The sequence below is a fragment of the Dehalococcoidia bacterium genome, assembly GCA_040902535.1.
Lineage (GTDB): Bacteria > Chloroflexota > Dehalococcoidia > DSTF01 > JACRBR01 > JBBDXD01.
In genome coordinates, this window is the sequence record JBBDXD010000018.1 from 178364 (window position 1) to 202220 (window position 23857).

Annotated in this window: 23 protein-coding genes; 12 read left to right on the forward strand and 11 right to left on the reverse strand. The window is 65.7% G+C overall.

The window, feature by feature from the left end; all coding sequences use genetic code 11:
- Positions 1–50: 50 nt before the first annotated feature.
- Both WEB52_09010 and WEB52_09015 read left to right on the forward strand, forming a co-directional pair.
- Positions 51–965 carry an A/G-specific adenine glycosylase gene (locus WEB52_09010; protein ID MEX2226573.1) on the forward strand — a complete coding sequence of 305 codons (915 nt, stop codon included), beginning with the start codon at positions 51–53 and terminating at the stop codon, positions 963–965.
- 45 nt (positions 966–1010) lie between these two features.
- Positions 1011–1643, forward strand: a complete 633-nt coding sequence (locus tag WEB52_09015; GenBank protein ID MEX2226574.1) for an MBL fold metallo-hydrolase — start codon at positions 1011–1013, stop codon at positions 1641–1643.
- Positions 1644–1830: 187 nt separating this feature from the next.
- Here the strand turns inward: WEB52_09015 and WEB52_09020 are convergent, their stop codons facing one another.
- Both WEB52_09020 and lon read right to left on the reverse strand, forming a co-directional pair.
- Complete coding sequence (locus tag WEB52_09020) at positions 1831–2352, reverse strand: CvpA family protein (protein ID MEX2226575.1); 522 nt, start codon at positions 2350–2352, stop codon at positions 1831–1833.
- On the reverse strand, positions 2349–4715 hold the full coding sequence (lon, locus tag WEB52_09025) for an endopeptidase La (protein MEX2226576.1): 2367 nt from the start codon (positions 4713–4715) through the stop codon (positions 2349–2351). The genes WEB52_09020 and lon overlap by 4 nt, the downstream gene beginning before the upstream one ends.
- Positions 4716–4993: 278 nt before the next feature.
- Between lon and WEB52_09030 the strand changes: the two genes are divergently transcribed.
- Positions 4994–5605, forward strand: a complete 612-nt coding sequence (locus WEB52_09030) for a hypothetical protein (GenBank protein ID MEX2226577.1) — start codon at positions 4994–4996, stop codon at positions 5603–5605.
- Positions 5606–5620: 15 nt separating this feature from the next.
- Complete coding sequence (locus WEB52_09035) at positions 5621–6430, forward strand: hypothetical protein (protein MEX2226578.1); 810 nt, start codon at positions 5621–5623, stop codon at positions 6428–6430.
- Between the two features lie 39 nt (positions 6431–6469).
- Here the strand turns inward: WEB52_09035 and fabF are convergent, their stop codons facing one another.
- Complete coding sequence (gene fabF / locus WEB52_09040; protein MEX2226579.1) at positions 6470–7723, reverse strand: beta-ketoacyl-ACP synthase II; 1254 nt, start codon at positions 7721–7723, stop codon at positions 6470–6472.
- 267 nt (positions 7724–7990) lie between these two features.
- Here fabF and WEB52_09045 point away from each other — a divergent pair, with 267 nt between their 5' ends.
- The 4 genes from WEB52_09045 to WEB52_09060 all read left to right on the forward strand — a co-directional run bounded on the left by WEB52_09045 (position 7991) and on the right by WEB52_09060 (position 11020).
- Complete coding sequence (locus WEB52_09045) at positions 7991–8524, forward strand: sigma-70 family RNA polymerase sigma factor (protein ID MEX2226580.1); 534 nt, start codon at positions 7991–7993, stop codon at positions 8522–8524.
- Positions 8521–9276 (forward strand): anti-sigma factor, encoded by a 756-nt coding sequence (locus WEB52_09050; protein MEX2226581.1) that lies wholly within the window; start codon positions 8521–8523, stop codon positions 9274–9276. The genes WEB52_09045 and WEB52_09050 overlap by 4 nt, the downstream gene beginning before the upstream one ends.
- A 292-nt stretch (positions 9277–9568) precedes the next feature.
- Positions 9569–10582, forward strand: coding sequence for a CAP domain-containing protein (locus WEB52_09055; GenBank protein ID MEX2226582.1), 1014 nt, complete (start codon positions 9569–9571; stop codon positions 10580–10582).
- 228 nt (positions 10583–10810) lie between these two features.
- Entirely contained in the window at positions 10811–11020 is a 210-nt protein-coding gene (locus WEB52_09060) for a hypothetical protein (GenBank protein MEX2226583.1), read from the forward strand.
- Positions 11021–11116: 96 nt separating this feature from the next.
- Here the strand turns inward: WEB52_09060 and WEB52_09065 are convergent, their stop codons facing one another.
- The 3 genes from WEB52_09065 to WEB52_09075 form a co-directional block, all read right to left on the reverse strand.
- Positions 11117–12634: a PQQ-dependent sugar dehydrogenase gene (locus tag WEB52_09065; protein ID MEX2226584.1), complete on the reverse strand. Its 1518-nt coding sequence runs from the start codon at positions 12632–12634 to the stop codon at positions 11117–11119.
- Between the two features lie 206 nt (positions 12635–12840).
- Positions 12841–14085, reverse strand: coding sequence for a glycosyltransferase family 4 protein (locus WEB52_09070; GenBank protein ID MEX2226585.1), 1245 nt, complete (start codon positions 14083–14085; stop codon positions 12841–12843).
- Between the two features lie 93 nt (positions 14086–14178).
- On the reverse strand, positions 14179–15030 hold the full coding sequence (locus WEB52_09075; GenBank protein ID MEX2226586.1) for a GNAT family N-acetyltransferase: 852 nt from the start codon (positions 15028–15030) through the stop codon (positions 14179–14181).
- A 226-nt stretch (positions 15031–15256) separates the two neighbouring features.
- Here WEB52_09075 and purF point away from each other — a divergent pair, with 226 nt between their 5' ends.
- From purF to WEB52_09095, 4 genes are read left to right on the forward strand one after another with little or no spacing between them, the layout of a single operon-like run.
- A complete protein-coding gene (gene purF, locus WEB52_09080) occupies positions 15257–16693 on the forward strand; it encodes an amidophosphoribosyltransferase (protein MEX2226587.1) in 1437 nt (478 codons plus the stop codon).
- The gene (gene purM / locus WEB52_09085; protein ID MEX2226588.1) at positions 16690–17766 is read left to right on the forward strand and encodes a phosphoribosylformylglycinamidine cyclo-ligase; all 1077 of its coding nucleotides are present in this window, start codon (positions 16690–16692) and stop codon (positions 17764–17766) included. Before purF ends, purM begins: the two co-directional genes overlap by 4 nt.
- Before the next feature lie 3 nt (positions 17767–17769).
- Positions 17770–19335, forward strand: a complete 1566-nt coding sequence (gene purH, locus WEB52_09090; protein MEX2226589.1) for a bifunctional phosphoribosylaminoimidazolecarboxamide formyltransferase/IMP cyclohydrolase — start codon at positions 17770–17772, stop codon at positions 19333–19335.
- A 44-nt stretch (positions 19336–19379) separates the two neighbouring features.
- Complete coding sequence (locus WEB52_09095) at positions 19380–20471, forward strand: hypothetical protein (protein ID MEX2226590.1); 1092 nt, start codon at positions 19380–19382, stop codon at positions 20469–20471.
- Positions 20472–20517: 46 nt separating this feature from the next.
- On the opposite strand, the gene WEB52_09100 is transcribed toward WEB52_09095, so the two are convergent.
- Genes WEB52_09100 through hemC form a run of 5 tightly spaced genes read right to left on the reverse strand, consistent with a single transcriptional unit; the run spans position 20518 to position 23856 of the window.
- Complete coding sequence (locus tag WEB52_09100) at positions 20518–20889, reverse strand: DUF1801 domain-containing protein (protein ID MEX2226591.1); 372 nt, start codon at positions 20887–20889, stop codon at positions 20518–20520.
- Positions 20890–20907: 18 nt separating this feature from the next.
- On the reverse strand, positions 20908–21051 hold the full coding sequence (locus WEB52_09105; protein ID MEX2226592.1) for a hypothetical protein: 144 nt from the start codon (positions 21049–21051) through the stop codon (positions 20908–20910).
- Between the two features lie 21 nt (positions 21052–21072).
- The gene (cobA, locus tag WEB52_09110; protein MEX2226593.1) at positions 21073–22593 is read right to left on the reverse strand and encodes a uroporphyrinogen-III C-methyltransferase; all 1521 of its coding nucleotides are present in this window, start codon (positions 22591–22593) and stop codon (positions 21073–21075) included.
- Positions 22583–22912 (reverse strand): hypothetical protein, encoded by a 330-nt coding sequence (locus WEB52_09115; GenBank protein ID MEX2226594.1) that lies wholly within the window; start codon positions 22910–22912, stop codon positions 22583–22585. Before WEB52_09115 ends, cobA begins: the two co-directional genes overlap by 11 nt.
- Complete coding sequence (gene hemC, locus WEB52_09120; protein ID MEX2226595.1) at positions 22909–23856, reverse strand: hydroxymethylbilane synthase; 948 nt, start codon at positions 23854–23856, stop codon at positions 22909–22911. The genes WEB52_09115 and hemC overlap by 4 nt, the downstream gene beginning before the upstream one ends.
- Position 23857 lies beyond the last annotated feature (1 nt).

Below are 23857 nucleotides of genomic sequence, written 5' to 3' on the forward strand. Positions count from 1 at the left end.
GCGGGGATCGCGGATAGGTGTCGATCGCGGAACAGCCCTATACTCCGCCCGTGACTCAGGCTGTGGCGAACCTGGCGGCTGTGCAGCGCGCGCTGCTCAAATGGCACGCGAAGCACGGGCTGCGCGCCCCCTGGCGCGAGACTCGCGACCCGTACGAGTGTCTGGTGGCGGCGGTGATGGCGCAACAGACGCAGATGAGCCGCGTCATGCCTTCGTACGAGCGTTTCGTCGCGGCGTTCCCCACGGTCGAAGCGCTCGCGGGCGCATCGACGGGCGAAGTGATACGCGTGTGGGCCGGCATGGGCTACAACCTGCGCGCCGTGCGGTTGCATCGCGCAGCCCGGCAGATCGCAACGAGCGGCTGGCCGCGGCGGCGAGCGGATCTCGCGGCGATCGACGGCATCGGCCCGTTCACGGCGGCGATCATCGCATCGTTTGCCTTCGGAGAAGCCGCGGGCTGCGTCGATACGAATGTGCGTCGCGTCCTCGGGCGCCTCAGCGGCGGCGAGGCGATCGACGGCAAGCCGCTGCAGACGCTGGCCGATGCGATGGTCGCGCGGAAGGACCCGGCGCGGTGGAACCAGGCGCTGATGGACTACGGGGCGCGCGTATGCGGCGTGCGCCCGAAATGCGGTGAGTGCGTCGTGGCGCAATGGTGTGCGTCACGCGAACGTTACGCTGGGACGTCGCGGCAGGTCGCCGAGCCGCGCCCGGTCTATCGCGCCGGCGTCGTGCGAAAGCACGAAGCGCCGTATGAACGCTCGACGCGCTACTACCGCGGCCGCATCATCGACGTATTGCGGGCGTTGCCGCCGGGCGATTCGATCAACGTGGCGCGCCTGCCGGCGCTGATCGCCGGCGGCGCAGCAGCGCCTACGATCGCGGATACGCAGGCGCTGGTAGCCGCGCTCGAGCGACATGGCCTCCTAACGGTGAGCCGGCGCCGTGTGTCGCTTCCCGGCTGAGCCTGCGATACGATCGACGCAGGACTGCAGCACCGGAGGTACACGATGCCTATCGAGGTGATCAAGATCGGGCCACTGGGGCCGTACGCCAACAACGCGTACATCCTCGCCGACGAGGGGACGAAGCAGGCGATCTTCGTCGATGCGCCGCTGGAGAGCGAAAAAGCTCTCGAAGCGGCGAAGGGCTACGACGTCCAGCGCATCATCGTCACGCACCGGCACGGCGACCACTGGGCGAATATCGACCTTGTGAAGCAACGCCTGGGCGTGCCGGTGTTCTGCCACGAAGCGGACCGGCAGCCATACGCGACCAAGGTCGATGGCACCGTCACGGACAACGAGGAGATCGCCCTCGGCGACACTGTGGTGCGCGTGCTGCACACGCCGGGCCACACGCCGGGCAGCATTTGCCTGCTCGCGCCGACGTCCGACCATGACGTGCTGATCAGCGGCGACACGCTCTTTCCCGGCGGCCCGGGTCGCTCCGACAGCAATGCCGCGCTCAGGGAGATGATCGCTTCGATCACGTCGCGGCTTCATCCGCTCCCGGACAACACGGACGTGCTGCCGGGCCACGGCGACAACACGACGATCGCCGACTCGAAGCGCGAGTACGCTGTCTTCGCATCGAAGCCACACGGCGACGATCTGCGGGGCGATGTGACGTGGGAGGCGTGAGTTCTCAGTTGTAAGTTGTCAGTAGGGGTTGCGCAATCACTTACGCCTGACGACTTATCACTTACCCCTCGCCTACTGCAACTCTGCACGGCGATGTGACGCAGGAGTCGTAAGTCCTCAGTTGCAAGTAGAGCTTGCGCTCGGCCGCATACCACTTGCAACTGACCACTTATTACTTACGACTCGCCTACTGCAGCGGGTCGATCTCGCGCTCCTCGAAGCGATCGAGGTTGGTCGTGAACTCGTCCGGCAGGATGCGCAACACCGGTCGCGCCGCGTCGAGCATGGCTGTCGCGAATTCAGAATCGTCGATCCGTTTTTCCATGTCGTAACGCGGGTACGTGATGAAGAGAATCAGGAGCGCTTCGATGATGACGAAGGCCTTGGCCGCACCGAATGCGGCGCCGAGCAGCTGATCGGCGATGCCGAGCTGCATGATCACCACCGCCGGATGGATGAGCATCGCCACCAACTGCCCTGCGAGGCCGATGCCGATGAAAATCACCAGGAACCCGATCACCGCTGCCGTGGTCTCGTTATCGATGGGCGAGAGCACGGAATCCGCCACGTCATCGTAGAAGAGGCCTGCAAGCACGACCCCCAGCACGACGCTCGTGATGCCGATGACTTCGCGAATGAGGCCGGCCTGGAACGCGGTGACGATGAAGAAGAGGAAGATAATGACGATAGCCGCGTCAATCCAGTTCATGGGTGCCTCGCTTCGGTTTCGGCCCGGCGTGCGTCGTTCAACGCAACGCGCAGCACATCCGTCATGTCGCCGGCGAAGACGAAGTGCAACTCACGCCGCACCGCCGCCGGGACATCGTCCAGGTCTTTCTCGTTTCGCTTCGGAAGCACGAACGTCTTGATGCCGGCGCGGTGCGCAGCCAAAACCTTCTCCTTCAGTCCGCCAACCGGCAGCACGCGGCCGCGCAGCGTGATCTCGCCGGTCATCGCGACCTGGCGGCTGATCGGACGCTTAGTAAGCGCAGAAATGAGCGCTGTCGCGATCGTGATGCCGGCCGAGGGGCCTTCCTTCGGGACGGCGCCGGCCGGGACGTGGATGTGAATGTCCGTCTTCTCGAACAGCTCCAGCGGGATCGCGAGGTCGAACGCCCGCGACCGTGCGTACGAGAGCGCGGCCTGCGCTGACTCGCGCATCACCTCGCCCAGCTGGCCGGTGAGCGTGAGTCCGCCCTTGCCGGGCATCAACGTCACCTCGACGCCGAGCACGTCACCGCCCAGTTCCGTGCGCGCAACGCCCGTCGCGACGCCGACCTGATCGCGCTCTTCGGCGGCGCCCCAGAAGAACTTCTGCGGCCCCAGGTACCGGGCGACCATCGAGGTGTTTACATGCACCTTGGTCGCCGTATCCTCGGCGAACTGACGGGCGACCTTCCGGCAGATGCCGCTGATTTCGCGCTCCAGCCCGCGCACGCCCGCCTCGCGCGTATGCTCGCGGATGATCCGCTTAAGAGCACCACCGGTGAACGAGAGCTGGTACTGCGAGAGTCCGTGCTCCTGCAACTGCTTCGGCACCAGGAAGCGCTGTGCGATATGCAGCTTCTCTTCTTCGATATAGCCGGGAAGTTCGATGACCTCCATGCGGTCGCGCAGCGCCGGGATCATTGGATCCAGGATGTTCGCCGTCGCGATGAACAAGACGCTCGACAAGCTGTAGTCGACGTCCAGGTAGTGGTCGGAGAAGGCGTTGTTCTGCTCCGGGTCCAGCACTTCGAGCAGCGCCGATGAGGGATCGCCGCGGAAGTCGGTGCCGAGCTTGTCCACTTCATCGAGCATGAACAGCGGGTTGATCGTGCCACCCTGTCGCATGCCGTGGACGATGCGGCCGGGCAGCGCGCCCACGTAGGTGCGCCGGTGGCCGCGGATCTCCGCCTCGTCGCGGATGCCGCCGAGGCTGACGCGCACGAAGCGGCGGCCGAGCGCCTCGGCGATCGAGCGCCCGAGGCTTGTCTTGCCGACGCCGGGCGGCCCGACGAAGCAGAGCACGGGGCTGCGCATCGTCTCTTTGGCGAGCGAGCGCACGGCCATGTATTCGAGGATGCGCTCCTTCACTTTTTCGAGGCCGTAGTGGTGCTTGTCGAGGATCTTCGCGGCCTCGCGCAGTTCGAGGTGGTCTTCCGTGGCGACGGACCAGGGCACGCTGATCAGCCATTCAAGGTAGGTGCGGATGATGCCGACTTCCGGCGACGCCGACGGGATCTGCTCCATGCGCCGCAACTCGTCTTCCGCCTTCTTCTGGACGGGCTCCGGCATGCCGGCCGCCGTGATGCGGTCACGGATGTCGTACATGTCGCGCGCGTTCGGGTCGTTTTCGCCGAGTTCCTTCTGGATGGCCTTCATCTGCTCGCGGAGGAAGTACTCCCGTTGCGTGCGGTCGAGTTCTTCCTGGACGCGCGAATGGATCTTCGTCTGCAGCTCAAGCACGTCGAGTTCTTTCGCGAGGTGGATGCTCAGCTTTTCGAGCCGCTCGCGCGCTTCAAGCGTGCTGAGCAGGTCTTCCGCCTCGAAGTCGTCGAGGTTCAGGCACGAAGCGACGTAGTCAGCGAACCAGCCGACGCGCTCGATGTTCAGCGCCATGACGTAAGCGTCTTCGGGGACGCTCGGCGCGAGCTTGCACACTTTTTCGAACAGCGCGAGGACGGCGCGCTTCAGCGCTTCCGTCTGCAACGTGGCGTCTTCGTCCTCATCGATCGGCTCGACGACGACGCGGTAGAACGGGTCGCTGCCGGTAAATTCCAGGACGCGGAGGCGGCGCAAGCCCTGCACCCAGACCTGCGTGGTGCCATCGGGAAGGCGCAGCGCGCGGTTGATCACCGACTCCGTGGCGATGGGAAAGACATCGCGCTCGGCCAGGTCGGACATCGACGGGTCGCGCTGGGTGACCACGGCGACGATTCCGTCGGCGCCAGACGCCTCATCGATGGCGCGGAGGGAGGTTTTGCGGCCGACCAGGATGGGGCCGGAGGTGTTGGGGAAGAGGATGCCGCGCCGTCTCGGCAGGAGCGGCAGTTCAATCGCCGATGGCTTGCGCCTTCGCTGACGTGGCACGCTCGCGGCCTCCCAAACGTGCGGGCTCGCACGGGTCCGGCAGAAACTGATCTGGCCCACGATCAGTATCGGCAGGGGCGAGTGTATCACGCGATCCGGCCTCAGCCGGGGCAGATTATGGCATATCGATCAGGAGATCGATCAGATCTGGGCGGAGGACACCGCTTGACACGATTTGGATTGATCGAGTAGATCGATCAATAGATCATTCGTTCGGACACTAAACAGCGCGTTGATCCGACAGACCGCGTCTCGCTTAAGCATGGGGAGTCTCGTCTATGAGCGGTGGGCAGAAGCCTGACAAGTTGGACACCGTGCGCAAGGTCGCAGAAGCCTTGGCGGGGTTTGAAGCCGAAGACCAGGAGCTGATCCTTCGTTGGGCGCGCGAGTTGGTCGGCCTTTCAGAACCACCACCGCGACCCCGTACCGCGGCACATTCTCCACCTTCGCCCGATGAACCACCAACTCCGGCTCAGACTCCCGACATTCGAACGTTCCATGAAACAAAGAAGCCGTCGTCGGATACGCAGTTCGCTGCGGTGGTGGCCTACTACTATCGCTTCGAAGCCGTCCCCGACGCTCAGAAGGACAGCATTACCAAGGAGGACCTGCAGGAAGCATGCCGACAGGTCGGGCGTAAGCGGCTCAAATATCCCGCACAGACGCTCGTGAACGCGCATCGCCAAGGGTTTCTCGATCGCGGCGAGCGCGGCGCGTACGCAATCAACACGGTTGGCGAAAACCTCGTAGCCATGGCTCTGCCTTCGGATAACGCGGCAGCCCTCTCGGGACGAACCAGAAAGCGGAGCGGACGCGCTACAACGGCCACGAAGACCAAAGGCAGCAAGCAGGTGAAACGGCGAACCGCCACCAAGAAGCGCGCACGATAAGGCGCTGGTGCAGACATGCCGTCTCCTTCCGATGTCATCGACAGCGCGATTGCCGAAGTAGACACACTCCGCAAGCTGCTCAAACGAGGAACCAACCGTCAGGTTAGATCCGGCGAAGAAAGGAGCACCGCCAAGGCGTACGCCCTCGCATGGTTCAACGGCCACAGTAAAGACCTTGCTCAGCTGGCGCAGATGGAGGCGTTCCAAGCGGCGGACGACTTCTACCGCCAGTTGTTGAGCAGTACTGATCGCGCCACTGGCCGCGCAAGCTATGACGAGACGCTCAAAGAGATACGCGGCGCATTAGCGAAACTTCGGGTCGCCGGCGTCGCGGCGCGCTCCAGTGGGTCAACTCCCACCGCTGACGACCCCCCGTCGTTCTCGCCGCTCATCGCAGACCCAGAGATGCGGAATATCCTCGTCGACCGGTGGCGAGAATGCGTTGCGTGCCTTGATGCCGGAGCCTCTTTGGCCGCGACGGTTATGATGGGCGGGCTCATTGAAGGGCTTTTACTAGCCCGCATCACGCGCGAATCAAATCAAGCACCCATCTTTAAGGCGAAGGCGGCTCCGCTGGACCATCAGCGTAAGACGTTACCGCTGTCAGCTTGGGGGCTCAAGGACTATATCAACGTCGTCCACGAATTGGGGTGGATATCTGAATCCGCGAAAGACGTCGGCGAAGTACTGCGCGATTATCGCAACTACATCCACCCGTCCAAACAGCTGCGCCATGCGAAACGCTTGACGATTGATGACGCCCGCATGTTCTGGGAGGTGAGCAAGGCGGTAGCGCGGGAGGTTGTTCAGAGCGCTGCGAAATGAGTAGCCGTGTCTCTCTGCCCGCCATCACGGAGACTGCCTTCATCCCCGCCACCGCCGCAGCACGAGCGTGGCATTCTGGCCGCCCATGCCGAAGGAGCTGCTGAGGACGGTGTCGACCAGGGCTTCGCGCATGACGTTGGGCACGTAGTCGAGGTCGCATTCGGGGTCGGGGAACTCGTAGTTGATCGTGGGCGGGATCTTGTTGTCGCGGATCGCCATGATCGACGCCACGGCCTCGACGGCGCCGGCGGCGGCGGCGGAGTGCCCGGTCATCGACTTGATGGAGCTGATCGGCAGCTTATACGCGACGTCGCCGAACGCGAGCTTGATGGCGGCGGTCTCCGTCTTGTCGTTGTACGGCGTTCCGGTGCCGTGGGCGTTGATCCACGACACGTCGGCGGGGTCGATGGCCGCCGACTTCAACGCGCGGATCATCGCCAGCGACTGGCCCTCGGCGTCGGGTGCGGCGTCATCGGCGGCGTCGAACGACCAACCTTGGCCGATGTACTCGGCGAGGATCGTGGCGCCGCGGGACGCCGCGTGCTCCTCCGATTCGAGGACGAGCACGGCGGCGGCTTCGCCCAGCACGAAGCCGTCACGCTTCGCGTCGAACGGCCGCGACGCCTTCTCCGGCGTAGCGTTGTAGCCCTTCGAGAGGGCGCCCATCAGCCCCATGGTGGCGACGGCCACGGGCGTGATAATCGCTTCGGTGCCGCCTGCGAGCAGGATGTCGGCCGAACCCGTGCGGATCATGTTGAACGCGTGCCCGAGCGCGTCCGTCGCGGAGGCGCAGGCGCTGTTAATCGACGAGTTGGGACCACGGAAGCCGAGCTGGCGACCGACGCGGCCGGCCGACATGTGCGGCCCCCACTTCGGGATGATCAGGGGGTCGACGCGCTGCGGGCCGCGCTCTTCGATGATGGTCTCCTGGCGGCCCATCTCGAAGACGCCGCCGGTGCTGGCGAGGATGACGCCCATCTCGGTCGCGAGCGCGGCATCGGGCTCGAGTTTCGCCGAAACGAGCGCCTCTTTCGCCGCTTTCAGCGCGATCTGCGCGAAGCGGCCGGAGCGCCGGGCGGTCTTGTGGTCCATGACCTCGGCGGGGTCGAAGCCCTTGATCTCGCCGGCGACCTGGACGGCGTGCTTCGAAGCGTCGAAGTGGGTGATCGGGCCGATGCCGCTCTTGCCAGCGAGCAGGTTCGCCCAGAACGTCTCGACGTCGTTGCCGACGGGCGTGATGGCGCCGACGCCCGTGATGACGACGCGCCGCATCTGCCTGCTGGTATCGGTCACGGGGTCTCCCATTGCGGTAGCTATGTCGATTGTGCCTACACAGTACCGCGAACCGGCCGTCGAGCGCCGGACGAAGGCAACCTGGGCAGTGGGAGGCGGTGCTTCGGCAAACGAGGAGCGCCTGCCACGACCAGGCGACGGTGGGGCAGACCGCGCGTAAACTGCAGCGGAGTGCGATGCCTGCAAGGAACCTTGCCGCACAGGGAGCGTGATCTGGAACGGCAGCGCGAGCGAAACACTACTGAAGAACGGGACGATGCCGCCCTCTTGCGTTGCGTCCAATCGGGCGACGACGGTGCGCTGGCGGCCCTGTACGACCGCTACGGAGGCATCGCGTACGGGCTGGCGTACCGGATCGCCGGTGACGCGGGTATGGCGGAAGACGCCGTGCAAGAAGCGTTCGTCTCGATGTGGAGGCAGGCGCCCCGGTTCGATCCGGAGCGCGGGCAAGTACGTTCCTGGCTGCTTACGATCGTCCATCACAAGGCGATCGACCTCGTGCGGCGACGCAGTAACCGTCCGGAGCGCCAGATGCCCGAAGGCGCCGAAGAGTTCATGATCGGCACAGAGGGACAGCCAGAAGCGCTGGCGGAGTGGGCATTGGAGGCAGAAGCAGTGCGTGAGGCGGTGCGTCAGATCCCGGAGGACCAGCGCCTGACCGTCGAAGCGGCGTACTTTCGCGGGCTGACGCACGTCGAGATCGCGGAGGAGATGGGCGTCCCGCTGGGCACGGTGAAGAGCAGGCTGCGCATCGCGATGGAGAAGATGCGCGACCACCTGCGACCGAGGGTGTTGGATTGAACTGCCAGCAGGCCGACGAGCTGATCGGCGCGTACGCGCTGGACGCGCTTCCCGATGCGGAGGCGGCGGAGTTGCGCGCGCACATCGCGACGTGTGCGAATCACGCGGCGCAAGCCGTCGAGATGCGGGCGCTCGCGGCGCGCATGCCGGCGCTCGTCGAACCGATGCAGCCGCCTGAGGGCTTGCGTGCGCGCATCCTCGAGGCGGTGCGCGAAGCACCGCAAGCACAAACGAGGAACGCAGCGGCGCCGCGGTCGATCGTGCGCGGACCGCGTCGTGCCGTGCGCGCGGCACGGGATACGTCGCGCGGCTGGCGCTATGCCTGGGGCGCGGTGGCTGCGGTGCTGGTGGCGGCGATCGGAGGGCTGCTCGCCTGGAACGTCGTGCTGATGAACAGGTTGGACGACGACGGCGTTAGCGAGTTCGCCTCGGCGATCACGACGTGGGCGCCGTTGCAGTCGGCCAACGGCGAGAACTCCGGCATGGTCGTCTACTTCGGCGAGACGGACGAAGCCGTTGTGATAGCGCACGGCATCAGCCCGCTCGACGCGTCGCGGCAGGCGTATCAACTGTGGTCCATGCGCGATGGGCAAGCGGTGAGCCTGGGGCTGATGAACATCGACGAGTCCGGCCGCGCATCGATGGCGATCCCGTACGACGCACTGGCTGCCGATGCGCTCGCGATCACGATCGAGCCACGCGACGGCAGCGCGCAACCGACGAGCGACCCGGTGTTTATCGCGGAACTCTAGCCGTCGATCCTTGATGTCCGCTGCCGTGCTCCGACGCCACAGCTCCTTGATGTTGGTGGTTTTGATCGTCGCACTCGTCCGGCGTTGCCATTTCCTTCCTGTTTCGCACTCCGCTTGAACGTGAACGTAGGGTGATCACGTACGCAGATCCTCCCGCCTCAATGCTCCTGCGTACCGCCAGCGCCTGAGGGTTTCGTTCGATTACCGAGCCCGCGCCACGAAGTCATGATCAGCACGTTGCCGCTCCGGTCTGCGAGGCCGTTCGTTGGGACCGTGTTGTTAGGAGAAGCGGGTGCCGGGCGCAAACAACATCACCTCGATCTGGAAGCTTGCGATCCTCATGTCGATCTCGGCGATGTGCGCGGTGGGCGCGGTCGCCGCGACGTTCGCGTTGGTCTTTGGCGGATCTGACGACTGCTGCGAAGCGATCGTCGTTCCCGCGGGTACGGATGCGACCGTCGTGCTGGCGCGTCCGCTCGGCGGCACGTACCAGGAACAAGAACCGCCGACGCTCATCGAGACGATCTGGGCGACGAGTTCATCGATCATGGTGCGGCCCGAAGTGCCGACGATGCGTGACATCCTGCTCGCGGCCGACGCGCTGGTGCAGGCAGGCGTCATCGAGGCGCCCGAGCCTTCCATGCGTGAGATCCTGCTGGCGGCGGACGCGCTGCAGCGCGCCGGCGCACTGCCACCGCCGGAGCCGGCGCTGGGCGAAGTGCTGCAAGCCGTATCGATGCTGATCGACGCGGGGCAGTTGGAACCGGCGGCGCCACCCGCGGCGCCGATCGAGCAGCCCGCCGTGCGCGCTGCGGAGCCGCCTCCCCCGCCACCGCCTCCACCTCCGGCGCCGACATCGACGCCTGTCCCGCCACCACCGCCGCCCCCGAGCGACGGCGGCTGGTTCGACGCCGCGTTCGATGCACGCGTCATGGAGCTGGTGAACGTCGAGCGCACGTCACGTGGCCTGCAGCCGGTGTCATATGAGCCGCGGCTGACGCAGGCGGCACAGAGTTACGCGCACGTGATGACGCTGCAAGACTGGTTCTCGCACGTCGGCCCTGACGGCTCGACGATCGTCGACCGGGTGACCGCGGCCGGCTTCCCGTTCGAGTCGCAACTCGGCGAAGTGCTCGCCTGGGGCGCGGACTGGTCGCCGGAGGGCATCGTGCAGGCCTGGATGGACAGCCCGGGGCATCGCGATCAACTGCTGGAGCCGATGTACTGGCGCGCGGGCGTCGGCTGCTACTTCCGCGTCGAAGAACCGCACACGGGCGTGCGCTGCGTGATGGACTTTTCGGGTTAGCTGCTGCGACGTAGCGAGCGCGGCATCGCGTGGCTTCGCACGTGTTATGTCCCTTCCGGCTGCCCCTATCACGTCCGAAAGCGTCTACGACGATACGGCATTCGCGTCGAATCGCGTCTTAGCGGCGTTTGAGCAAACCGGTCGAACTGGAAGCGGGACGCGCGGTTGCTTGCCGCCCCGTAGCCTCGCTGCTATAACCTCAGCCGAACCCGCAGTTCGGAGGGATCCATGGGAGCTGAGCGCTCGCACACCTACGGCATGGTCATCTGCGCCATGAGCGCGTTCCTGGCGTTGATCTTCGGTATCGGCGTGATGAGGAAGTCGTATTACGCGCTTGCGCTGCCGGTCGCGGGCGGATTCTTCGGCGCGCTGTACATCGCCTTCTGGATCGGCCGCGCGCTGATCACGACGCCGATCGAGCCGCCATCCGACGACTAGCACCGGTTGTGCAGGAAACGAAGGAAGGACGCTCTGTCGAGCGTCCTTCCTCTTCTCCGCCTCCAGCACGGCACCAGAAGATGCCGAGTCGCTCCGCTACTGCGCGGCGGTGATGTGGTACAGCGTGTTGCCGGCCAGCGACGAGATCCAGAGCGAGCCGTCGGGGCTGGTCTCGATGTCAGTCGCGACCATGATCCCGCGGGCGAAGATGTACGCGTCGGACAGCTCGCCGATAGGGTCGCCCTCGGCGTTGTCGTTCACACGGTCATCGAGTCCGCCCTCAAGCACCAGGTCCGTGCGGTCGTCCGTCAGGCGGAAGCGATAGATGGTGCCGGTGTTGACATCGCCGACGAGCATGTTGCCGTCGTAGTCAGCGCCAAGCGCGGTGCCCTCGACGAACTCGACATCGGTCGGCGCAACCGCATAGCGCCAGGAGAACAGTGGTTCCTTGTACTGCGCGCCGGGGAGCATGACGAGGCGAGCCTGTGCCTCCTCGGCTGTCTCCGCGAGCTTGCTCGGCGGGAACGACGGGTTGTCGAGGAGGCGTTCGGTGTCGAGCTCGATGCTCTTGTAGTCGTCGAATCGGTCGTTCGGTCCGCGGAGCTGGATCCAGCCCGAGTTGTCGCCGGCGTCGTACATGCCGATCTCGTCGTACGAAGCCTGGCCGTTCGATTGCAGCCAGAACGCGCCGGACTGCGGATCGAAGTCGAAGCCGAAGCTGTTGCGCACGCCGTACATGAAGATCTGCGATGCCAGATCTCCTTCGGCGACGAAGGGATTGTCATCGGGCACGCTGCCGTCGTCGTTGAGGCGCAGGACGACGCCGAGCAGGCCTGACTCGTCGATGTCCGGACCCTCTTCGATGTTGGCGAGGTCGCCGCGGAAGTTCTGGTCGCCCATCACGACGTAGAGCTTGCCATCGGGGCCGAACTTGATGACGCCGGCGTTGTGGTTTCCACGCACCGTGTTCGTGGTGACAGTCGTGGTAAGCGCGGGCAGTTCGACGATATTCTGGTCGAACGTGAGTTGCTGACCGTCCCAGACGAAGCGGTCGACGCGGTTGCCGTAGCCGGCGACGAGGCGCGGGTCGTCGGTGGCCTCGCCGAACAGTCCTTCAGGGACGGCGCCCTGGCCGCTCCACGTCCAATACACGTAGACGTAGTTGTTCTGCTCGAAGTCAGGGTGCCTCGTGATGCCGAGGACGCCGCGTTCATCGTGGTAATTGGCGGCAAGTTCCGCGACCGGGCCGACGACCTGGCCATCAGTCACGCGCACGATGTTGCCGGTCTTCTCGCAGACAAGGATGTCGTTGGGCGCGAGGAAGATCATCTGTGTAGGTTGGTTGATCCCGGTGACTTCTTCGAGTCGCAGGTTTGCGTCGGTGAGGCCGGCCGCGGGTGGCTCGGTGGGCTCGGCCTCGGCGGTGGGCGTGCCTGTGTCTTCTCCACCGCCGGCCAGACCGCCGTCTGAAGTCGCGACTGCAGTTGTGCCGGCGGCGTCGTCTCCGTTGTCGTCATCGTCGTCGCAGGCGCTGAGTGTGAGGGCCGCGACGAGCGCCAGCGATACGAATAGCGCCAGTTGCGGCCAGCGCGGCCATATGGATTCCTTCGCCATCATCCGCTCCTTTCCTTGCGCTGAGATTGTGCGCAATCGCGCCGGCATAAGCCGTGAAGGGGCGCCGCTTCACGGCGACAAAACGCTATAGGTGTGGCCCCATGACGTGACGCGCATGTAAAAACGCGTCACCGATCATGATGCTTGCGCCGTTTGCGACGCGCGCGGCGAACTGTCGTCCAATCGCGAGCGACCAGCGGGTCAGGTCAGCGCCGCTGGCGAAGCACGTCCTCGTACAGGTCTGCGGTACGCAATGCGCAGGCGCGCCACGAGAACTGCTCGCTGATGCGCCGGACGCCCGCCGCGCCCATTTCCGCACGCCGGACAGGGTCGCGGAGCAGCGCGGTCATCGCGTCGGCGAGGGCTGGCGCATCGCCCGGCGGCACGAGCACCCCCGTCTCGTCGTGGACGACGGTCTCCGGGAACGCGCCGGCCGTCGTGGCGATGACTGGCGTGCCGCAGGCCATCGCTTCGGCCGCCGGCAGGCCGAAGCCCTCGTACAGCGACGGCGAGACGACGATCTGCGCCTCGTTGTACAGCCGCACGAGATCGTCGACCGACTGCCTGCCGAGAAACGTCACCCGGTGCTCGAGGCCCAGCCTGCGGAGCATCGGCGGCACCATCTGCGCGTTCGTCCGGTCCTTGAACGTGAGGTGGAAGTCGACGCCGCGATCGTCGAGGATCTTCGCTGCTTCGATGAGATAGCGCGCGCCCTTGTTCTGGTCGTCGGAGTTGCCGACGAAGAGGATCTCGTTCGGGCGCTTCGCGATCTCGAGCGGCCGGAAGATACGCGTGTCCACGCCATCGTGGATCGTGGTGATCCGGTCGCGGCGCAGGGAGAACGCACCGGCGACGGAGGCACGCGAGTTGTGCGATCCGGTGATGATGCGGTCCATGCGGCGCGCGACGAGTTCCTGCATGAAGAACGGATAGAACATCGCCTTGCGGATCTTCATGCGGGTGCCGCGCGCCTGCTGGATCTGGTTCATGCGGTCAATCGACAGCGGGTGGTGGATGTTCGCCACCACCGGCATGCCGGAGGCGTGGATCATCAGCGAGCCGTAGCCGAGGACCTGCACGTCGTGGACGATGTCGAAGCGATGCTCGCGCTGCAACTCGCGCCATTTCATGTACGCGCGCCAGCTAAACGCCGACATGACGGAGAACTGGCCGACGCGGCTCGTCGCGAGCTCATAGAAGTTGAGCGGGTGGAAGAAGCTGCGCGGCTCGCGGCCGTAGAACCACATCTCCTCCTTCTCGAGCAGGCGGTAGACGCTGTACGACGGCACCTTGTGGAGGGTGACCGCGGGATCGGCATCGGGCCAGGGAGGGCCGACGGCGAGATGCACGTCATGGCCGAGGGCGGCTAACTCGCGCGTGACCTCCGTCGTGTAGACGCCCTGGCCGCCGGAGTACATGTTCCCCTGGTGGAGGAGGAAGAGGATTTTCATGCGGGAGACGGACGGTTAGCTGGCGAGAGGCGTTTCATCGAAGGAGTGTAGCGGGGACGGAGAACTTTGAACCTCGAACCAAGAACCTGGATGTCAGTACAGCACGCTGGGGGCGTAGGCGCCGCGCGGCTCTTCGTAGGGGCCGGCGGACATGAGATTCATCACCTTGACGTTGCGATGGCCGGCGGCGAGCGCCTTGCGATACAGCTCGGCATTGCGAAGCGGCGCGAAACCCTGGGAATTCGCGGCGGACGCGCCGATGGCCGTCATGAGCGCCACGAGGTCGTCATCGGACTCGGCGACGCCGTGCCCGAGCATAGATCCGATCAGGTAGCCCCTGATGCCGCCGCGATCGAGCACGACGGCTGGGAAGCCGTTGCCTACGAACGCCGCGGTTTCGTTGCGGCGGCTGATCCCATAGACCTCGCGGCAGATCGCATCCATCGCGTCGACGTCTTCGGTCGTCGCCGTGCGGATGTTTGGCGCGGGGGCGGCCTCGCCGGAGAGGGCCATGACCGCCGTTGGTTCGCGCACGTCGAAGCCGACCGACGCGTAGAGCGCGAGGGACTGCATGTTGAAGGCGTCCTGCTGCAGGCGGATCATCTCGAAGCCGGCTTCGCGAGCGTTGCGCATGACATCGAGCATGAGCTGTCGGCCGATGCCTTCGCCCTGCGCCGCGACATCGACGGTGATGGGGCCGACGCCGGCCACATCGTCGAACTGCGTGATGTGGTTCGAGCCCTTGACCGCGCCGCCGTCGATCGCCGCGACGCTGTAGATGTCCTCGATCTGGACGAACAGGCCGGCGACCTGCGTCGCGAATTCGGTGGAGGGGAAGTCAGGCGGGAATCCGTGCCTCGTGGCGATGTCGTAGAAGGCTTCGTAGAGGATGCGGCCCATCTCGGGGACGTGGTCAGAAGTTGCGGGGCGGAGCTCGATCGGCATCGGGGGCCTCCTTGCTCGCGGAGTGTACTACGGCCGCATCTTCACAGGCGTTGTGCGCCGCAATCGCTGATTTTCGGTTCACTCTCGCCATCGCGGCCGGTCGCCTGTTAAGATGCCTACCCAGAGGGGCCGAGGCGAGGGGTAGCGGCGCGAGCTTCCATTCCCCTGTCCACGACCCGTCTGAGGAGCACTGTCCTTTGGGCAGGAGGTATGCGTGCTCCCAACCTTGCGCGAGGCCTGCGGCGTCTTCGGTGTGTATGCACCGGGTGAAGATGTCGCAAGGATCACCTTCTTCGGCCTCTACGCCCTGCAGCATCGGGGCCAAGAGAGCGCAGGTATCGCCACATCCAACTCCCGCACCCTCTATCTCAAGACCGGCATGGGTCTGGTCTCGCAGGTCTTCGACGAAGACGACCTCAGCTATCTCCCCGGTACGTTTGCCATCGGCCACACGCGATACTCGACGACGGGCGCAAGCCGGCTCGATAACGCGCAGCCATTCCGCGTCAGCGGCCAGAACGGCGAACTGGCGCTGGGCCACAACGGCAACATCGTCAACGCGGCGGTCCTGCGCGACGAACTGAAGCGCGATGGCATCGCCTGCGCGACTGGCAGCGACTCCGAAGTGATCGCGCAGATGCTCGCCAATGCTCCCGGGCTGGACTGGAAGGAGCGCTGGGGCCACGTCATGCGCAAGCTCAACGGCGCGTACTCGCTCGCCGTGATCACGCCCGACGCGCTGATGATGGCGCGCGACCCGATGGGTAACCGGCCGCTGTGTCTCGGGAAGCTGGACAGCGGCTGGGTCGCCGCGTCCGAGAGCTGTGCCTTCGACCACCTGGGCGCGACGTTCATCCGCGAGGTCGAGCCCGGCGAGGTGATCTACATCGACGCGGAAGGGCTGCAAAGCTTCAAGCCGGTCGAAGACGTGCCGCAGCGCGAGGCGTTCTGCGTGTTCGAGTACATCTACTTCGCGCGGCCGGACAGCGTGCTCGATGGCAAGCTCCTGTACTCGGTACGGCTGAACCTGGGCCGCGAACTGGCGAAGGAGCACCCGGCGCCATCCGGTGATATCGTCATCGGCGTGCCGGACTCGGCGACCGCGGCGGCGATCGGCTATTCGCAGGCATCGGGGATCCCGTTCGTCGAAGGGTTGGTGAAGAACCGCTACGTCGGGCGTACGTTCATCAAGCCGGACCAGCGTCTGCGCGAAGTCGGCGTGCACCTGAAGTACAACCCGCTGCGAGAGATGCTTCACGACAAGCGCGTGGTGCTCGTCGATGACAGCATCGTCCGCGACACGACGTCGACGCGGGTGATCCAGATGCTGCGGAAGGCAGGCGCGCGCGAGGTACACATGCGGGTGACATCGCCGCCGATCACGCACCCATGCTTTTATGGCATCGACATGGGCACGCGCTGGGAGCTGATCGCGGCGAAAAAGACGGTGGATGAGATCTGCGAGCACATCGGCGCGGACTCACTTGGCTATCTCAGCAAGGAAGGCCTGGAGACCGCCACGACGATGCCAAAGAGCAGGCTCTGTCTCGCGTGCTTCAGCGGCGAGTACCCGGGGCCGGTGCCGCTGCAGATGGAGAAGCTTGCGCTGGAACCCGCGCAGGGCGCCCTCGACCGGCACGAACTCGAATACTTGCCTCGATGACGGGAAGCGTGTCCGCACAATCGGCAGGACGCAACGAACAAGTGCCCGACGCGTACGCGCGCGCCGGCGTGAATCTGTCGGCGCGAAACGACCTCGTCGAGCGGATCAAGAAGGTCACGGAGCGGGCTTCCCGGCCGGAGATACTGAGCGGGGTCGGCGGCTTCGGTGCGGCGTTCGAGTTGGCGCGCTACCGGCAGCCAGTGCTGGTTTCAAGCACGGACGGCGTGGGGACGAAGCTACGGATCGCCCAGATCATGGGCCGGTACGATACGGTCGGGCAGGACCTGGTGAACCACTGCGTGAACGACATCCTGACGTCGGGCGCGCACCCGTTGTTCTTTCTCGACTACATCGGATCGTCTGACCTCAGCGACGATCGCAAGCTCGAAGTGATCGACGGCATGGCGCGGGCATGCGAAGCGCACGGATGCGCGCTCATCGGCGGCGAGACGGCCGACATGCCCGGGACCTACGCGCCGGGCGACTTCGACCTGGTCGGGTTTATCGTCGGCGTGGTGGAACGCGAGCACGTCATAGATCCGGCGCGCGTGCGGGAAGGCGACGTGATGCTCGCGTTGCCTTCAAGCGGACTGCACACAAATGGTTATTCGCTCGTGCGGACAATCTTCGGCATCGGCACGGGCGGTGACATCGAGGCGGATCGCGCGGCACTTCAACGGACGTATCCGCCGCTCGAAGAGCCGCTTGGCGAGGCGCTGCTGGCGGTACACCGTTCGTACTACGGAGACCTCAAGCCGGTGCTGACGCGGCTGCACGGGATCGCGCACATTACCGGCGGCGGGATCACCGACAACGTGCCACGCGTGCTGCCCGAAGGGCTGGCGGCACGGTTCGAGCTGGGCTCGTGGCGCGTGCCGCCGTTGTTCTCGCTGATCCAGGAGAAGGGCGCCGTCTCCGACGCCGACATGTATCACACGTTCAACATGGGCTTGGGCATCGTGCTGATCGTCGCGCCGTCCGACGCCGACGCGATCGGCGCGCAGCTTCGCGAGGCGAAGCCCGTCGGCCGCATCGTGAAGCAGGCGGACGGACGAAGGGTGATCGTCGGCTGACCTATGCCTCTTCGCGCCATCCTGGCTCCTTATGACAAGACCGGACTCGTAGAACTGGCCCGCGGCCTCGCCGGCCTGCAGGTCGAGCTGTACGCGACGGGCAACACGTTTCGCATCCTGCGCGAAGACGACGTGCCGGTGCGGCAGGTCAGCGACCTCACCGGCTTTCCGGAGATCCTGGATGGGCGCGTGAAGACGCTGCACCCGGGGGTGCATGGCGGCATCCTCGCGCGGCGCGACAAGCCGGCGCACATGGCAGAACTCGAGGAACACGGGCTGGCGACGATCGACATCGTCGTCGGCGGACTGTACCCGTTCCAGGAGACGGTCGCCCGCCCCGGCGTGACGCTCGATGAGGCGCTGGAGAACATCGACATCGGCGGGCCGACGATGCTGCGCGCGGCGGCGAAGAACTTCCGGCACGTGCTGCCGATCGTCGATCCGGCGGACTACAACGACCTGCTCGACGCGTTGCGCAACGGCTCGATGCCGCTCGCGTGGCGGCGTAAGCTCGCTGTCAAGGCATTCCAGCACGTCGCGACGTACGACACGGCGATCGCGACGTGGCTGCGCGGCGCCGAAGAGCCCTTCCCTGACGCGATTACGCTGGCGTACGCGAAGACGAGCGATTTGCGGTACGGCGAGAACCCGCACCAGGGCGCGGCGCTCTATCGCGCGGTGGACCCAAACGCGGGGCCGCCGCAGGGCGTCGTCAACGCGCGCCAGTTGCACGGCAAGGCGCTCTCGTACGTCAACATTCTCGATGCCGACGCGGCGTGGGTCGCCGCGTGCGACTTTGCCGAGCCGACGATCGTCATCGTCAAGCACATGACTCCGTGCGGGATCGCCAGCAGGGACGATCTTTCCGCTGCGTTTGCGCTCGCGTTCGAGGCCGACCCGATCTCGGCCTTCGGCGGCATCATCGCCATCAACCGCCCGGTCGACGAGAGGCTGGCGAAAGCGATCCGCGGCACGAAGCACCCGACCAGCGGCCAGCGCCTGTTCGTCGAGATCATCGTGGCGCCTGAGTTCTCGGTCGGGGCCATCGAGCTGCTCGTGAAATCGAAGGACCTGCGGATCCTTGAGGCGCCGCCGGTGGATATGGCGTCGCGGAGCTTCGAGCATCACGGGATCGTCGGGGGAATGCTCATACAGGAGATGGACCGGATCGCTGACGATCCACGTGAGATGCGGGTCCTGACGAAGCGGCAGCCGACCGAAGCTGAACTGACAGATATGCGGTACGCCTGGCGCTGCGTGAAGCATGTGAAGTCGAACGCCGTTGTACTGGTGAAGGACCGCGCGCTCGTCGGGATGGGGGCAGGGCAGCCGAATCGCGTCACGAGCGCCCGGCTGGCAGTCGAGTCGGCCGGGGAAAAGTCAAGAGGGGCGGTGTCCGCATCGGACGCACTGATACCATTCCCCGACACGGTCGAGACGTGCGCCCGGGCAGGCGTCACCGCCATCATCCAGACCGGCGGCTCGATTCGTGATGAAGACTCCGTTGCCGTCTGCGACCAGCACGACATGGCCATGGTCGCGACGGGTGTGCGGCACTTCAGGCATTAGAGGAGTGGAGGAGAGCGCTTCCGCTTCGTGCGGGAGCAAGGGATATGGCAGTACAACACGACCTGAACATCGTTCAGATCGAAGACGCGATCAACGCGCTCGATCACAAGGAGCATTCGCGCTTCCACCGCCTGTTCGAAGTGACGAGCACCTACGGGCGCATCGTGCCGCCGGATGCGATGAAGCCGTGGATCGAAAAGCAGTTCGGCAGCGTCGAGGCGACGCTGGAGCAGAAGATCATCAAGGTGACGAACGTCGTCACGCTGGAGGGCGTGCTCTTCAACTGGCTGCGTTCGAGCCGGCCGATGTGGCGCCAGGAGATAGCCCTCGACGACGAGTTGGACACGACGAACGGTGACCCGCTGGCCGACCCGTTCAACAGCACACCGGAGGACCTCTTCGGGCGGGTGCGCGGGAAGTATTGCGTCACCGCCAGCAACATCGCCAAGTTCGATGGGTTCCACGGGCTGGTCGTCTTCAACGAGCGGCACCCGCTGCGCTTCACGCGCGAGATGCTGCATGACTACATCGACACCGGCGGGCGCTGGGGCGACCTGGCCCACGCGTCCGACCCCGAAGCCAAGTACTACATGTTCCTGTGGAACTGTTTGTGGCGGGCCGGCGCATCGCTGCTTCACGGGCACGCGCAGGTGATCATGGGCCACGGGATGCACTACGCGGCGGTCGAGTACCTGCGACGCTGCGCCGCCGTCTACCAGGCCCATCATCGGACGAATTACTTCAGCGACCTGTTCCTGGCGCACGAATCGATCGGCTGCGCGTTCGAGAAAGAGGGCACGCGCGTCCTGGCGAACATTGCGCCGAAGAAGGAGAACGAAGTGCTCCTCTTCGCGCCGTTCGTCAACGATTCGTTGAAGGACCGCATCTTCGAGACGCTGGAGTGCCTGCGCGACCGCATGGGCGTCAGTTCATTCAATCTGGTGATGTACACACCGCCGTGGTCGCAGACGCCCGAGAACTGGGAGGGATTCCCGGTGATCGTGCGCATCGTCGACCGCGGCGACCCGAGCAGCCGCACGGCGGACTTCGGCGCGATGGAGCTGTACGCGGCGAGCGTCGTGTCGAGCGATCCATTCGCACTGTCGCGCGCGCTGCGGGATCACATGCAGGCGTAGCTGCCGGAAGCGGAATGCGAGACGCGGGAAGCGGGATCTGGCCGTGCTACTTCTTACGCTTGCTGGCCGCCGCAGCATCGATCGCGGCCATCCGCTCGCTGACCAGCGTTTTCACCAGTGACTTCGGCAACGGCTTTCCCGTCGGAAAACGTATGGTGCCCTTCGAAGTGTCGTAGCGGGCGAGTGCGTCATCCTTCCGGTCGGTCATGAGTCCGTAGAGCGCACAGTGGTTCTTGGCGGCACCAAAGTACACCAGCGGCCGACCCTTGTACTTGAACGCCGGCAGGCCGTAGGCGATGGATTCGACTGCGTCGGGTGCGACGGCCTTGATCCGCCGTCGCACCTCCTTGAGCGTTGTGCGTGCGTCTTCCGGTACGTTCGAGAGGTACGCGTCGGTGTCGGTTGGCTTCGTGGCCATGATGTCCTCCTGCTGGCGCTAGAGCGTATGGCCGGCGATTGGTCGCGAGCAATAGGCGCGATACGCGTTGATACGGTAGGCGCGTTGCACGACGGCATCCTCGCGTTCGCTCAGGATGACGGCAATGCGGGCGGGCGGGCCGCGAGATGATGTGCGTTGCACGACGGGATCCTTCGCGTTCGCTCAGGATGACGCTTCGATGAGCGCCCGTACGAGTCCGTCGATCGTGTACGTCGCTGCGACGACCGCGGGTTCGAGGCCCGCCTCGCGGACGGCTTGCGCGGTGATGGGGCCGATCGCGGCGATCGTCGCGTCGCGGAGGGGTGATGCATCGCCGTTCAGCATCTCGATCAGGTTGCGCACGGATGAGGAACTGGCGAACGTGACGATATCGATCTCGCCGTCGCGGAGTCGGCGCAGGCCTTCGGCGCCCGAGTCGCGCGGGATGTCGGAGCGGTACAGCTTCAACTCGTCGACGCGCGCGCCCTTCGCGATGAGGCCTTCGACAAGCGTCTCACGCTCGTCGGCGGCGCGGGGCAGCAGGATGCGTTGGCCGCGCAGGTTGCGACCCGCGAGCGCCTCGAGCAGGCCCTCGTCAACGTAGCGCTTCGGCACGATGTCGGCGCGCAGGCCATGACGTTCGAGCGCCGCCGACGTGCCGGAGCCGATCGCGGCGAGTTGCACCGACGTGAACGCTCGCGCATCGAGCGATGCAGCGTGCAGCTGTCCGAAGAATGAGTCGACCGCATTGGCGCTCGTGAAGATCGCCCAGTCGTAGCCCGCGGTGCGAAGTGTTGCGAGGGCGGCGTCGACTTCGCGCTGGTCTGCGCACGGCACGATCTCGATCGTTGGCAGTTCGACGGGCTCGGCGCCCTGCGCGGCTAGCGCGCGTGACAGTTCGCTGGCCTGCTGACGTGCGCGCGTCACCAGCACGCGCTTGCCGAACAGCGGCTTGCGGTCGAACCAGCGCAGCTCATCGCGCAGCCCGGCCACCTCGCCGACGACGGTCACGGCGGGAGCGCCAATCTCGGCCTTCGCCACTTCATCGACGATCGTCGCGAGCGTGCCGGTCAGCGTGCGCTGGCGCGGCAGCGTGCCCCACTCGACGACGGCGACGGGCGTCGAGCGGGCGCGTCCATGTTCGACGAGGCGCGCGACGATTTCGCGCAGGCGGCCGACGCCCATCAGGAAGACGAGCGTATCGACGCCCGTCGACAGCTTCGCCCAATCGATGCTGGTGTCGTCCTTCGCCGGATCCTCGTGGCCAGTGACGACTGCGAACGACGACGCCATCGCGCGGTGCGTGAGAGGCACTCCGGCGTATGCCGCAGCGGCGATGGCCGACGTAACGCCTGGGAGCACTTCGAACGGGATGCCGGCGGCGACGAGCGCCTCGGCTTCTTCGCCGCCGCGCCCGAACACGAACGGGTCGCCGCCCTTCAGTCGCACGACGCGCTTGCCGGCGCGCCCGTGCTCGACGAGCAGCGCGTTGATCTCGTCCTGGGACAGCGTGTGGCGGTCGGGGAGCTTGCCGGCATAGATCAGCTCTGCATCTGCGCGCGCGTGCTGCAGCAACGCGGGATTGGCGAGCCGGTCGTAGACGATGACGTCGGCTTCAGCGATGCGCGCGGCGCCGCCGACAGTGATCAACTCGGGATCGCCGGGGCCGGCGCCGACGAGCGATACGAAGCCGCTAGAAGCCATCTTCTCTCCTCAGGCTGACACCAAGATGTCGCTGCTTCACACTTTCACAGAAGTCGATGGCGCTCGCCGCGGCTGCCGCCGCTGGCTCCGCGGTCACGGATGATCGCAAGGCGTCGAGATCTGCTTGCAGTTCGTGCACCTCGTCGCACGGGACGACGAGATATCGCTCCGTCGAAAGGATGTCTTGTATGCGGCCCGTCCTCGGTGCAGCCCGCCAGTCGCTCACGAGTTCCTCGGGCACGAACAAGGGCTCGGAGGTGAAACTCACACCGCGTCTATCGTCGTGGGGGTACAGGTAGAGGCCAAGCTCGGCGCTCATGCCTGCGCCTGCTCCGCCACTTGCGCGAGCATGTAGTCCGCGAAGTCGGCGCCGACCTGCGCTGCTTCGCGCAACATGACGCGCTTGTAGTCGTCGATCCGCTGCGTGGCGACGAACGACGACTGGTAGTCGGCGACGATCGGTTCGGCGCCGTCCGTCGCGAGCATGCCCTGCATGAAGAGGGATTCGCCGTCGATCCACGCGTAAGCGCCGACAGGCAGGCGACAGCCGGCGCCAAGGCGACGCAGGAAGCCGCGTTCGGCTTCCACGGCGGCGCGCGTCTGCCAGTGATCGATCGTGCCCACGAGCGTGAGCGCATCCGCGTCGTCGGCGCGCACTTCGATCGCGAGCGCAGCCTGGCCGACGGCGGGCGTCATCTCGTCGGCCTCGAAGATCTGAGCGGCTTTCTCGAGCAGTCCGAGCCGCTCGAGGCCGGCCATCGCCAGCACGGCGGCGTCGTAGTCGCCGGACTCGACTTTACGGATACGCGTGTCGACGTTGCCGCGGATCTCGACGGGCTGCACGTCGGAGCGCAGCGCGCGCAACATGACGGCGCGGCGGCCGGAGCCGGTGCCGATGCGCGCACCGGCAGGCAGGTCAGCGAGCTTCGCACCACCGCGCGTGACGAGCGCATCCCGCACGTCGCCACGGGGCGGCACGGCGCCGATGGTCAGGCCCTGCGGCAGATCGGGTGGCAGGTCTTTGAGGCTGTGGACGGCGATGTCGACCGTGCCTGCGAGCAGCGCGTCTTCGATCGCCTTGGTGAAGACGCCGAGGCCGCCGATCTCGCTGAGCGGGGCGTTCGACCCGTCACCTTCGGTCTTGATCTCGCGCACCTCGATCGCAACGTCGGGGGCGGCGGCGCGCAGCACCTCGACGACCATCTCCACCTGGCGCAGCGCGAGCCGGCTGCCGCGCGTGCCGATGACATAGGTGCGACTCATG